The sequence below is a fragment of the Mesorhizobium sp. M0491 genome (genome assembly GCF_040321265.1).
Taxonomy (GTDB): domain Bacteria; phylum Pseudomonadota; class Alphaproteobacteria; order Rhizobiales; family Rhizobiaceae; genus Mesorhizobium.
The window spans coordinates 43,066-55,543 of sequence record NZ_JAMYRE010000012.1; the positions used below are offsets into that span (position 1 = coordinate 43,066).

At 63.7% G+C, this 12,478-nt stretch carries 9 protein-coding genes; 3 read left to right on the plus strand and 6 right to left on the minus strand.

The genetic code is table 11. The annotated features are described in order from the left end of the window. Nucleotides 1–51: 51 nt before the first annotated feature. The 6 genes from NKI69_RS17060 to ftsZ all read right to left on the minus strand — a co-directional run bounded on the left by NKI69_RS17060 (nucleotide 52) and on the right by ftsZ (nucleotide 8,698). Nucleotides 52–1,278 (minus strand): VWA domain-containing protein, encoded by a 1,227-nt coding sequence (locus NKI69_RS17060; RefSeq protein ID WP_128302412.1) that lies wholly within the window; start codon nucleotides 1,276–1,278, stop codon nucleotides 52–54. Next, complete coding sequence (locus NKI69_RS17065) at nucleotides 1,271–3,520, minus strand: DUF5682 family protein (RefSeq protein WP_128302411.1); 2,250 nt, start codon at nucleotides 3,518–3,520, stop codon at nucleotides 1,271–1,273. The genes NKI69_RS17060 and NKI69_RS17065 overlap by 8 nt, the downstream gene beginning before the upstream one ends. A gap of 4 nt (nucleotides 3,521–3,524) precedes the next feature. Beyond that, the gene (locus NKI69_RS17070) at nucleotides 3,525–4,604 is read right to left on the minus strand and encodes an ATP-binding protein (protein WP_023808766.1); all 1,080 of its coding nucleotides are present in this window, start codon (nucleotides 4,602–4,604) and stop codon (nucleotides 3,525–3,527) included. A 30-nt stretch (nucleotides 4,605–4,634) separates the two neighbouring features. Beyond that, entirely contained in the window at nucleotides 4,635–6,062 is a 1,428-nt protein-coding gene (locus NKI69_RS17075; protein WP_023808767.1) for a DUF5691 domain-containing protein, read from the minus strand. Next, nucleotides 6,059–7,444, minus strand: coding sequence for an SWIM zinc finger family protein (locus NKI69_RS17080; protein WP_245273044.1), 1,386 nt, complete (start codon nucleotides 7,442–7,444; stop codon nucleotides 6,059–6,061). Before NKI69_RS17080 ends, NKI69_RS17075 begins: the two co-directional genes overlap by 4 nt. Nucleotides 7,445–7,663: 219 nt before the next feature. Beyond that, complete coding sequence (ftsZ, locus tag NKI69_RS17085) at nucleotides 7,664–8,698, minus strand: cell division protein FtsZ (RefSeq protein ID WP_023808769.1); 1,035 nt, start codon at nucleotides 8,696–8,698, stop codon at nucleotides 7,664–7,666. Nucleotides 8,699–9,084: 386 nt separating this feature from the next. Here ftsZ and NKI69_RS17090 point away from each other — a divergent pair, with 386 nt between their 5' ends. The 3 genes from NKI69_RS17090 to NKI69_RS17100 all read left to right on the plus strand — a co-directional run bounded on the left by NKI69_RS17090 (nucleotide 9,085) and on the right by NKI69_RS17100 (nucleotide 12,399). Beyond that, entirely contained in the window at nucleotides 9,085–9,783 is a 699-nt protein-coding gene (locus NKI69_RS17090; RefSeq protein WP_023808770.1) for a GntR family transcriptional regulator, read from the plus strand. Between the two features lie 247 nt (nucleotides 9,784–10,030). Then, complete coding sequence (locus NKI69_RS17095) at nucleotides 10,031–11,386, plus strand: glutamine synthetase family protein (protein WP_023808771.1); 1,356 nt, start codon at nucleotides 10,031–10,033, stop codon at nucleotides 11,384–11,386. 128 nt (nucleotides 11,387–11,514) lie between these two features. After that, nucleotides 11,515–12,399 (plus strand): helix-turn-helix domain-containing protein, encoded by an 885-nt coding sequence (locus NKI69_RS17100; protein ID WP_023808772.1) that lies wholly within the window; start codon nucleotides 11,515–11,517, stop codon nucleotides 12,397–12,399. Nucleotides 12,400–12,478: the final 79 nt, after the last annotated feature.

The following is a 12,478-nucleotide window of genomic DNA, read 5'->3' on the forward strand; positions in this document are numbered from 1 at the left end:
ATTTATCCCAGAGCTGCCAGAAGCAACCTGGCAGCTCTGGCGACGGCTGTTTTACTCCGGAGTCTCGGCCTCGGCACGAACCAGCTTGATATCTGCGCCAGCCGCCCATGCGCCGATATCTTCCCGACGCAATGCCGCCGCCATCATGTCTGGAAACAGATCCGGCGTGCAGGCAAAGACCGGAATGCCGAGGGCGGCCACCGAGCCTGCCATCTTCGGGTCATAACCCGGCCTGCCCTGGTCGGTCAGCGCCAGGAGCACCACGACGTTGACGCCGGAGCGAACGAGTGCAGCAAGCCGCTGCAGCAATTCCTGCCCGTTGCCGCCCTCATAAAGGTCAGTGATCAGCACCATATGCGACTTGGTCGGCCGTTCGATGCGGTCCGCGCAATAGGCCACGGCCTGGTTGATGTCGGTGCCGCCGCCCAGCTGCACGCCGAACAGGACTTCGACAGGATCGCTAAGCTCCTCGGTCAGATCGACGATTGCCGTGTCGAAGCAGACAAGCTTGGTCCGCACCACCGGCAGGGAGGCCATCACCGCCGCGAATATCGAGGCGTAGATTACCGAGCTTGCCATAGAGCCCGACTGGTCGACGCACAGCACCACCTCATCCAGGTCGACCAGCCTTCGCTGTTTGCGCATGAAGCCGACCAGCTTCTCCGGCACGATGGTCTTGTGCTCGGGCTGGTAATGGCGAAGGTTGGCTGAGATCGTACGCGGCCAGTCGATGTCGCGCTGGCGTGGGCGGTTGGTGCGCTGCGATCGGTCGACCGCGCCGCGTATCGCCTCGGCTGTCTTCTGTTCCAGCCGCTGCATCAGCTTGGCAACGATATCGGCGATGATCGTGCGCGCAATGTCCTTGGTCTTGGCCGGCATGACCGAGCGGAGCGAAATCAGGTCGGCGACGAGATTGACGTCGGCCTCGATCGCTTTGAGGAATTCCGGCTCCATCAGCATCTGCTTCAGGTTGAGCCGTTCGAAGGCATCCTTCTGGACGATCTGGACGACCTGTGCGGGAAAGAACGACCTGATATCGCCCATCCACTGTGCCACCCTTGGCGCCGAGCGGCCGAGGCCGCCGCGCCGCTTGCGCGGATCGGCAGCCGCATCGCCGGCACCATCGCCGTAAAGCGCATCGAGCGCCGCGGAAAGCCGCTTGTCGGTGTCGGACAGCGCTGACGAGGTTTCCTCATCGGCACCGATCGCCATGCGCCAGCGGCGCTCCCGTCCGTCGCCGGCTTGGATTGGCTCGCTGATTTCGGCCTCGTCATCCATTGCCGGCCTCGCTCATCAGCAGGGGTCCAAGCCGTTCCAGGTGCCGGCGCCACGCTTCGCCGCCATCCGGAGTCGGCGTCAGTCCGGCAGGCAGCCGTGCGGTGCGGCCGAGCACCGCTTCGATCAACCGTCGCCGCTCCATCGAGTCCAGATGCGAAAAGACCCGGCGCAGCAACGGCAGATGAGCAATGAAGGCCTCTTCGTCGAGGGATGCGAGCCAGGCATCCACCGCACCGCGCAGGCCCTCGTCGTAGATCAGCCGTTGGCCGGCAGTGCTGAAGAAACCCTCGAAGAACCCTGCAGCCTCGGTGACCGGCGTTCCTGGAGACAGACGTCGTGCGATCAGACCGGTTGCCGCGTCGGCTGACAAATGGCCGGCTTCGTAGAGCAGATGCGCGGCACAGCCTGCCACCAGCGCCGTCGAGCGCGATCCATCGAGCACCGCAGCCAGTCCATTGCGCCAGATGTCCAGCACGTCCTGTTCAGGCTCGACCAGACTGATCGCTTCGTCGGCTTTGCGCATGGCGCCGACCAGCGTCGTGGATGCCTGGGCATCGAGGTCGCGGGCGGCATAGGCAAGTGCGATCCCGCCTTCGACGATCAGCCGCTCCAGGAGGCCGGACAGACGGGCGGTTTCCGTCTTGCGAGCCTCGCCGTAGCGGATGATGTCGGCGAGCGGCGGCACCGATGTCAGGATTTCCAGGCATTCGCTGCTGCGCGCCGCCCGTTCCTCCAATGCCGCGAGACCGGCGATCGACGCTTCCGACAGGTTTGCCGTGATGGCGCCCTGGACCAGTGCGGCCATCGCATCAAGAGACGTCGCCGCGCCGATCATCTGGATCAGCCGGCCATTGGCCGCCTTTTCGATGGTTGGTCCGTAGACCAGGTTCTCGACCAGTCGAACGGCATATTCAGGTTCCCACGACAGCATCCAGCGCTCGCGAAAGGTGCCGCGGCTGCGGCCGCTGTCGGTCAGCTTGCCCCAATGCACGCCAAGCACGGACAGCCGGTGCAGCAAGGTCGATCGAAACAGCCCGCTTTCGCTGCGCAGGTCGACCGACAATTCACGCTCCAGCGCTTCGGGCTTCAGCCGCGCCGCCTTCTGGCTGCGCTGCAGGTCCTCGATCAGCGGCGCCAGCGGCGTGTCCGGCGGAATTTCACCGACATCGGCGCCCAGCAGCAATTCGGCTTCGACCAGCGCCCACAGCAGCGCTTCCCCGTTGAACAGGGCGGCGATCGCGGCGTCACGCAATTCCTCGAAACCGGGCTTTGGCCGTTCACGGATCACAGCCAGCGTGCGGGCCAGCCGTTCGGCTTCGATCAGCGAGGCGGTCGAGACCATGTGCCCCTTGGCCCTCAGGACCGCCGCGATCTTCGCCAGCCACAGGACCGAGGAGTCCCCTTGCCCGCGCGTCTGCCACAGATGCTTGCACCAGCCGGGCGCGACAACGCCGGCGCCATAACCGAAGCCCAGCGCCAGGCGCGGCCCCGTCCACGGCGCCCAGGTCATCATGCTTTTGCGGCGGGCGAGCCCCTTGAGTAGCGCCTGGTCCTCCTTCAGCGGTCGCGTCGCCTGCAGTGCCGGCACATGGAAGGCACCGCAAACGATAGCGATCGGCCCATCGAATTCCTTTCGCGCGGCGGCGATTTCAAGTCGCATATGCGCTTCGCGCTTTGCCTCGAATTCGGCAAGCGGACCTTCGCCTTCGCGCAACGTCGTCATCGCGTCGGCTATTGCCGCGAAGATTGGGCCGGGCTCAGGGTTCTGCTCGATGATATCAGCCCACCAGCTTTCGCCATCTTCATAGCCGGCAGCTTGTGCCAGCGTTCCGATCGGGTCCCGCAGATGCGGCGCCAAGTCAGCCTCAACGCTGGCTTCCGTTCCATCGCTATCGGTTTCCCCCACGGCCTCAATCGGCGCAGTGCGGGCTGAAGACGGCAAATCGATGAAGCGCACTGCCGCATTGTTGGTGACGGCCCAGAGCGTCGCCTGGTACTCCGGCGAGAATTCGGCGAAGGGCCAGAAGCTTGTCGAGGCCGGATCGTCTTCGGGATAGCAGAGCAGCGCCACCGGCGGCTGCATTTCGGGGTGGGCCAGCAACGGCAGCAGCGGGCTGGCGTCGGCCGGTCCTTCGATCAGCACGGCGACCGGTTTCAACTCCTGCAACGCCTGCACCAGGCTGCCGGCGGAGCCTGGCCCGTGATGGCGTATGCCGAAATAGGAAACGTCGCTAAGCGCCATGGCGTCAGATCGCCGCGTTCAAGGCCGCGTAGTAGCCGGCATAGTCTGGCCGCTTCTTGAGCACGGTTTCCAGATACTCCTCCAGCACCAGTTTGTCCTGCACCGGATCCTTCACGATCGCACCGACGAGGCTGGCGGCAAGACCTTCGGCGCCGAGCTTGCCGCTGTCGAACCAGGCCGCCTGGCTGAGGCCGCCGACCATGGTGGCAATGGCTTCGGCCGTGGACAGCGAACCGGACGGCGTCTTCAACGTCACCTTGCCGTCGGCTGTAGCGCCGGAGCGCAACTCGCGAAAAATGGTCAGCACGCGCGCGATCTCCTCACCGACATTCTTCGGCACCGGCAGGTCAAGACCGCCGGCCATCTCGCCGACCCGCTTGGAGACAATCGCCACTTCCTCCGCCATGTCTTCGGGCAAGGGCAGTACGACGACGTTAAAGCGGCGCTTCAACGCCGAGGACAGCTCGTTGACGCCCTTGTCGCGGTTGTTGGCGGTGGCGATGATGTTGAAGCCGCGCTGCGCGTAGATCGAGGTGTTGAGTTCCGGGATCGGCATCATCTTTTCGGACAGCACGGTGATCAGCGTGTCCTGGACATCGGAGCCCATGCGCGTCAGCTCCTCGAGGCGGCAAAGCTTGCCGTCCTGCATGGCGCGGTAGAGCGGCGTCGGCACCAGCGCGTCCTGGCTTGGGCCCTTTGCCAGAAGCTGTGCGTAGTTCCAGCCATAGCGGATCTGGTTCTCGTCGGTACCAGCCGTGCACTGCACGATCAGGGTCGAATCGCCCATGATGGCGGCGGCGAGATGTTCCGACACCCAGGATTTGGCCGTGCCGGGGACACCCAGCAGCAACAGCGCGCGATCGGTGGCGAGCGTCGCCACCGCGGTTTCCATCAGCCGGCGCCGGCCGACATATTTCGGCGTTATCACTGTCCCGTCGTCAGCCTTTCCGCCGAGCAGGTAGGTAAGGACCGCCTTTGGCGAAAGGCTCCATCCGGCAGGCCTTTGCCGCTCGTCATTGCGCGAGAGCGCCTGCAATTCGGCGGCATAGGCCTGCTCGACCGGAAGACGGATGGCTGCGTTCATTAGCTGTTCTCCGGATTGATCATGTGTCGGTTAAGGCTCGGCCAGCGCTGCGTTGAGGCGCAGAAGACCGAGTGAAGGCGCTGCCGGCGCCATACCGCCCGCAACGACGTCTCCGATCAATTTCTCCGCCGTCGCCGCCGTGGCGAGAAAGCCCATAGTTTCCAGGAGCTGGTCGACGCCCCGCTTCACAGCGTCATCGTTTCCTGCAACAGCGGAGCGAAGCGCCGGGAGCGTCTGGCCGTTTGTCAGGTCGGCCCATTCCAGCCAGCTTGCTTCGAGGCCCTCGGCCAGATTGAGCGCGCCGAGATGTTGCGTGTCCTTCAGGATCGACTTGATCAGGACGCGCTTCCTGCGGCTGTCCAGACGCGCCATGAGGTGGAGGACGAAGAGTGCGGGCTTGCCACCTTCGGCGACAAGCATATCCGCCATGTGCGTCACCGCGGCGTCGCTGCCCGACGCCGCGACCATTCGGGCAACAAGGATATCGGCATTGTTCTCAGCGCCGAATTGCCACGCCCCGATAAACTCGGATTCGGTGGTGCCGAAGCGCGTGGCGAGGTCGACCAGGTTGCAGGTCTCGAACAGTTCGGCGCGACGTCTTTCCTGCGCCGGCGATTTGAGTTTTGCCGGCGTGTAGGTGGTGCGTCGGCGGATGAAGCCGGATTTGCCTTCAGCGATGAAGGCAGCGAGTTCGGCCGTCGGATCTTCCGGCCCGCCATCGCCTGGCGAGCCGTGCTCTCCCAATCTTGCCAGCAACCGGCCAGCGAGCTCGCGCAGCTTGCCGGAACGATCGGCGGAGAGGCTCTTCAGGAACGGCACGTCATCAGCGCCCAGGCCGAAGCGCAACAGGTCGACGAGTGCAATCCTGATTTCCGCCGGCTCGCCGGATGCCTTGGTTTCGATCAGCTGCCTAGCCGAAGCCGGTGCGGTGCGGCGCATATCGGCGAGCGCGGTGCGGCGTGCGGCGGGATAGAAGTCATCCCAGTTTTCCACCGTCAGATGCTCCTGGCTTGCAGGTTTTTCGCCGTCCGCGCCTGCCTGCCAGTCGATCCAGGGTGCATAGACGTCCGGACTGCTCTGATCCGACGCGGCTGGCATCCAGTCCATCGGATGCAGCACGAAGCCGCGGCTGGAGACGAGCGTGACCACACGCGACTTGCTTCTTGTGTCGGCGGCATGCTTTAGCGCGGCTCGCAATAGCGGCCGCAGCCGTTCCGGCAGCATCGGCAAGGCGAGTTCGGGCAATTGCGGGCGGCGTTTCAGCGTCTTTGGCGCGGCTGGCCGCAAGGCGATGTCGAGAGCTTGTGCGGCGATCGCCAGCAGCCGGCGTTCGCGCTCGTCGGGGCTGGCACCGCCGGCGATCTCCTTCCACGCGCCCGGAGCCAGGTCGAAGGTGATCCCGCCGGTGATCCAGCAGTCGCGCATGGCCGCCAGGCCGGTCTGCTCGATCTCGTTCACGACAGGTCAAGCCTACCGAAACCGCTTTGCGCCGCCAGCAGGTCAAGCCGGCTGCCATTCCAAAGTGCTGCCGTTGCCATAAGGTCCAGCCCAAGCAGCGTTGGATTGACGGTGTCGGCAATCGGCAAGGCGATACCATGCGGATCGCCGGCGGCTTGCCACCAGGCGGCGCCCCGATCGTCCAGCAGGATCGCGCCGGGCGGCAGCATGACAGGACAATCGGTGAGCCAAGGGGCTGCGTTCTGGTGAGCAGCATGCGCCGCGAGCGGATCGGCTGTGTGAAAGCCGAAATCGGGCCACTCACCTGTCGGGACGTCGCCCTTGCGGTCCGCCACCAAGGCCCGCAGCGGCTGGCGTGCCGGGTAAAAGACCAGCCTGGCATCGAACCGGTCGCCCGGTGTGAAGGCGTTCGACCGGCGACCGGCCGAGGCCGGAAAATAGTCGAGCAAGAGAGCAAATTGCGGGCTCGCGCTCTTCAGGTCGAGGAGCCAGGTCGAATGGCTGACGAGACCGTCACGGCGCGACTCGATCTTCTCGCCAAGCACCTCCCAGACGCTTTCGACCTGTTTGGCATCGGGATTGGCCAGAACCTGCTCACGGCTTTCGGACGTCGATACGAGCCGCCTCAGTTCGGCGTCTCCTGGTGTCGATCGCCAGGCCTTGACCACCAGCACAAGCTTGCCGAGTTCGCGGAGCGCCGCGTCCGGGCGCTCCTCGCTGCGCAGCCCCATCAGCCGTGACGGAATCTCGTCGATGCGGCCGGCAAGCGCTGTCGCCTTCATGTCGACCAGCCGTGCCGCAATCCGGCGGCAACGATCACTGCTGTTGTCGACAAAACCGGCCAGGCCAAGCCGCAACTGGTCAGCGATCCATTGATCCAGCTCATCCAACGCCGCCGACACCGCGGATTGCGTATCCAGCGTCCGCTTGCGCTGCGCTGCCTCGCGGCGCTCGACCGCAGCGGCGTCCTCGATGTCTGCGCTTTCGTCGTCGCGCGAGGCCTCGCCAATGCTCTTGCCTCCCGCACCGGGCGCTGGCGCCGCCGGCTGTGGCGAGGCCTTCCTGCGGCGGCCGAGCCAATCATTCACCCATTCCGGGGTCGAGCCTGCGGCGGTAAAACTGGCCGGCGTGGTGGCTGCAATCCACATCAGCGCCAAAGTGTGCTTGCAGGGAAATTTCCGCGACGGACAGGTGCATTTGTAGCCATGGTCGCCGGTGTCGACGACCACACGATACGGATTGGAGCCGGAACCCTGGCATTCCCCCCAGAGGAGCCCCAGCTGATCGCTCTTCTCGAGCCGTGGCCAGTTCGATTGCCTGGTCAACCTGGAAGCGGCGCTCAACGACGCCTGATCGGGCGCAAGCGCTTCGATGGTTTTCAAGTCGAATTCCAAGCCGCGCCTCTCGTCGCTCGAACGATACGAGTAGCCAGTATAGATGGCCGTCCATGACGGATTCTTGTAGCAGCAACCGTACAGAGATCGATACAGCTGAACACAATAGTTGCGCCAGTCAATCTGATCCGTCGGCAATGCCATTGCTATTCAGCGATGTCTCCCCCGAGAAATTATCTCTTGGCGAGGATAAACGCGCGATATGACTTATTGAAGCGTCCGCGCCGGCTGACCGGCGTGGTCGCGTGCGATGCCGGCTTCGGCATCCTCGGCGCCAAAAGCACGGTCGAGGCCCGTCGCCACGACCGAGACCCTGAAGCGGCCTTCCATGCCCTTGTCGAAGATGGCGCCAACGATGATGTCGGCATCCTCGTAGACCTCTTCGCGGATGCGGGTGGCGGCCTCGTCGACCTCGAACAGGGTCATGTCCCTGCCGCCCGATATCGAGACCAGCACGCCCTTGGCGCCTTTCATCGACACTTCGTCGAGCAGCGGGTTGGCGATCGCGGCTTCGGCCGCCTTCATCGCCCGACCCTCGCCGGAGGCCTCACCGGTGCCCATCATGGCGCGGCCCATGTCGCGCATCACCGATTTGACATCGGCGAAGTCGAGATTGATCAGGCCTTCCTTGACGATGAGGTCGGTGATGCAGCTGACGCCGGCATAGAGCACCCGATCGGCAATGACGAACGCATCGGCGAAGGTGGTCTTGGCATCGGCGATCCGAAACAGGTTCTGGTTCGGGATGACGATCACCGTGTCGGCGCTCTCGCGGAGCCGCTCGATGCCCTCTTCGGCCATCTGCATGCGGCGCCGGCCTTCAAAGGCGAACGGCTTGGTGACGACACCAACCGTCAGGATGCCGGCCTTGCGTGCCGCCTGGGCGATGATTGGAGCCGCACCGGTTCCCGTGCCGCCGCCCATTCCGGCGGTGACGAAACACATATGCGTACCGGCCAGATGGTCCATGATCTCGTCGAGCGATTCCTCGGCCGCGGCGCGGCCGATCTCGGGAAGCGATCCGGCGCCCAATCCTTCGGTGACGTGGGCGCCAAGCTGGATCAGCCTGGACGCCTTCGACATGGTCAGCGCCTGGGCGTCCGTGTTGGCGGCGATGAATTCAGTACCCTGAAGCTGCTCCGCGATCATGTTGTTGACGGCATTGCCACCGCCGCCACCAACGCCGATCACGGTGATCTTGGGTCTCATCTCGGAGATTTCGGGCTTCTTGAACTCGGCCATGCCTGTGTCTCCTTCGCCAATTGCGCGCGCTTCACGACCCACCCGCAGACTGCCTTGAAACCTTGCAATCGAGCGGCATGATGCGAATCACTCCGTTGCGATGGGTAGCCCAAAAAGCCAGACAGCGGCCAGAGGTGCAAGTGCATGCGAGGTCAAGATTTGTGATGACCGTTTTGCACAGCGTGGCAGAGACGCCATATGCCTGACAATCAAGCCGTCGGCCTTGGTGCGACGCGTCGGCTTGCCGCGCAACGATCGAAGCGTCTATCATGTGCTTGATAAGTCGCTGACTTCGGCGTTCTCGCCGGGCTCGGCCACGCAGAATCCCCAGCGGCGAAACCAGCCGGCCGCACAGATTTCTGAACCGATGAAGCAGCGCCCCGCCAATGGCCGACAAAACACAATTCGGGTTGACCGCCGTCGACACCGTTCCCTTGCATGAAAAAGTCTATCTGGAACTTGTGCGGGCGCTGATGTCCGGCCAGTTCACGCCGGGCCAGAAGCTGACGTCGCGAAAACTCGCAAGGGAACTCGGCACCAGCGACATGCCGGTGCGCAGCGCCTTCATGCGGCTGCAGGCGCTGCGGGCGCTCAGCCCGATGCCGAACGGCAGCGTCGAAGTGCCGGCGATATCGGCCGAGCGGTTTTCGCAATTGACCGCGGTGCGGACTATCCTCGAAGGCTCGGCGACCGAACTGGCGACAAAACGCATCAATGGCAACAATCTGCGCACCATCCGACGCCACGCCACCGACCTGACTTTGGCGGCCCGCAAAGGCGATATCGATGATTACCTGCGCAAGAACCACGACTTCAAATTCTCGATCTATCGCCATTGCGGCAACGAGCAGATGATCTTCCTGATCGAAACCGTATGGATGCAGGTCGGCCCTTTCCTCAGGAACCTTGCCATGGGTTTCGAGGATAACCTCGCCTCCATCCTCGACATCGACTTTCACGAGGAAGTCGTCGCTGCGATCGAGGCCCAGGATGGCGAGCGCGCCCGCGCTGCCATCGTGCGCGACATCGACGAAGGGGCCTCGCACATACTGCAGCAGGCGAGATTTCCGAAGGCGAGAAACTGATGCGCGTCGCGTTTGTGCGGATTCGGGCGACGCCACTTGGCTTTCCGGCCTCTTGCCTCTATGTTGCGATCGCAGATCGCGCAATTGGTTTTGAAATGCCTCCCGACATCCCGGCTAGTGACTTGAAAAAATAAGGAAAAGCGCTTGGCGACAGCCAAGTCTGTTTTCCTAAAACTCACAAGCTATTTTTATCAGGGACAGTGCAGCCGGTCAGGTTGCGGCACCTTCGAAAACCAGAGGTCATAAATTGAGCGATGCAATTGCGGACGTTTTGAACTGGCTTGATAGCAGGACCGACATCCAGAGCCTGAGAGCCGCGGTGTGCGACCTCAACGGCATCATGCGCGGCAAGCGCATTCCCGTCGAGCAGGCAAGAAAGGCGCTGGAAGGCAAGCTGCGCATGCCTTTTTCGCTGATCGGGCTCGATGTCTGGGGCGAGGACATCGAAGGCAACACACTGGTATTCTCGACCGGCGATGCCGACGGACTGTGCCAGTGGACGGGGCGCGGCATTCTGCCGGTGGCCTGGACGGCGCATCCGACGGCGCTTGTCCCCCTCTGGCTCGCCGACGAAAGCGGCGCGCCTTATCTCGGCGACCCGCGACGGGCGCTGGCCCGCATCCTCGATCGCTACAAGGCCTTGGGCCTGACTCCGGTCGCGGCAACGGAACTCGAATTCTACCTCGTCGATCCGCAGTCGCAGCGGCCGGTCGGACCGGTCTCGCCGGTGACCGGACGCCGCCTCGATTCCGACGCGGCGCTGTCGATCGACGAGATTGACGACTTCGAATCCTTCATCCATGACGTCTACGAGGCCTGCCGGACGCAAGGCATTCCCGTCGACACGGCCATCGCCGAGAACGGCGTCGGCCAGTTCGAAATCAATCTGAACCATGTCGCGGACGCCTTGCGGGCGGCTGACGATGCGGTGCTGTTCAAGCGCACCGTGAAGGGCATTGCCCGCAAGCACGGCTTTGCCGCCTGTTTCATGGCCAAGCCCTATGGCGACCGGGCCGGCAACGGCTTTCACGTTCATTTCAGCCTGGTCGACGGCGAAGGGCGCAACGTCTTCGATGACGGCACCGACCAGGGTTCTGAGACCATGCGCCATGCGGTCGGCGGCCTGCTTGCGGCAATGGCCGAAAGCACGCTGGTGTTCGCGCCGCACTTCAACTCCTACCGCAGGCTGCGCCCGAGATCCTATGCGCCGACCGCAGTCGCCTGGGGTTATGAGAACCGTATGGTCGCGATCCGCATTCCCGGCGGGCCAACCGGTGCGCGCCGCATCGAGCATCGCGTTTCGGGAGCCGACGCCAATCCCTATCTGGTGCTAGCGGCCATATTGGGCGCCGCACTGACGGGCATTGAAAGACAAATATCGCCAGGCGATCCGATCGGCACCGACGGCCAGGGACTTCCGCCGGCAAAGCTGCCGCCGGACTGGGCGTCGGCGATCGCCGCCTTCGAGAGCGGGACGCATGTGGCGGAGATTTTTCCAGCCATCCTGCGCGACTCCTTCGTTGCCTGCAAACGCCAGGAATTGAACACGTTCGCGCTCAATGTCAGCGATTTCGAGATCGAGACATACCTCGAAAGTGTTTGAGGCCCGATTGCCCCAGCGGCATTGGTTCCGGCCGATTTTCGAGCAGCCGCAAAGCACTTGCGGTGGGGTCGCTAACCGGGCATAAACATGATGGTTTTTATCATGTATTATGGCTGGGATCACAGGACTTGACCTTCGTTGCGCGCATGGAAAGCCGGATTGAGGGCTTTTCAGTCATTGGCGACCTGAAATGGCATGTCTGGGACGGCGTGGTCGCCGACCTCTGGGATGTCTCATGCGGTGACAAGGCCGAAGGCTATTACGTCTCTCCCGACCCCCGGCTGTTCGTCGCGCTCGATGTGGATGGCGATGGCGCTTTCTTCGTCGAAGACGCCAAGGGCGAATTGCGCCGCCACGACCAGGCTTTTTCCATGGCCTACATACCGGCCGGCGTGCCGATCCGCGGCCGGGTCGAGGGGCTGCGGCGGATCCGGCATCTCGACCTGCATTTCGACGCCGCAGTGCTGACGCGCCGCTTCGGCCGCAGCCTTGACCACGAGGCCTTGCGGATGTCGCGCTTCCAGTTTCGCGACGACCGGATCGCCATGCTTGCCGGCCTGATCGCCGCCGAATGCGGCAGCGACCGGCCCCTGCATGATCTCTATGGCGAGGGTCTGCTCAATGCCTTGTTCGCAAGCCTGTTCCAGATCGACCGGCCTGATACCCTTAGGCGGCGGTCGCCGCTGTCGCGCCGCAAGCTGCGCCTCGTCACCGACTACATCGACGCGCATTGCCTGGAAAGGATCCGGCTTGCCGACCTCGCCGCGCTGACCGGCCTGTCCGAAACCGCTATGAGTCACGCCTTCAAGGCGGCGACGGGCGTGCCGCCGCATCGTTGGCAGATGCAGGCGCGGGTCGACAGGGCCAAGGCCATGATGGCGCGTGGCACCGCTTCACTTGGCGACATCGCCGAGGCAACGGGTTTTTTCGACCAGGCGCATCTGACGCGTGTGTTCAAGTCGATTGTCGGCGTGACACCCGGCGCCTGGATGAGGAGCACCAGTCGCCAGTGACATTTCCGCAACATCACACCGCGATGTCCCTCGTTTGGACAAGAATGGACAAACCGCCCAATTCCGTCCAATGACCAGC

Bases quoted from the DNA above. Each gene is read 5' to 3' on its own strand.
- NKI69_RS17065 (WP_128302411.1), bottom strand. From the start codon at position 3,520: ATGGCGCTTAGCGACGTTTCCTATTTCGGCATACGCCATCACGGGCCA.
- NKI69_RS17070 (WP_023808766.1), bottom strand. From the start codon at position 4,604: ATGAACGCAGCCATCCGTCTTCCGGTCGAGCAGGCCTATGCCGCCGAA.
- ftsZ (WP_023808769.1), bottom strand. From the start codon at position 8,698: ATGGCCGAGTTCAAGAAGCCCGAAATCTCCGAGATGAGACCCAAGATC.
- NKI69_RS17090 (WP_023808770.1), top strand. From the start codon at position 9,085: ATGGCCGACAAAACACAATTCGGGTTGACCGCCGTCGACACCGTTCCC.
- NKI69_RS17060 (WP_128302412.1), bottom strand. From the start codon at position 1,278: ATGGATGACGAGGCCGAAATCAGCGAGCCAATCCAAGCCGGCGACGGA.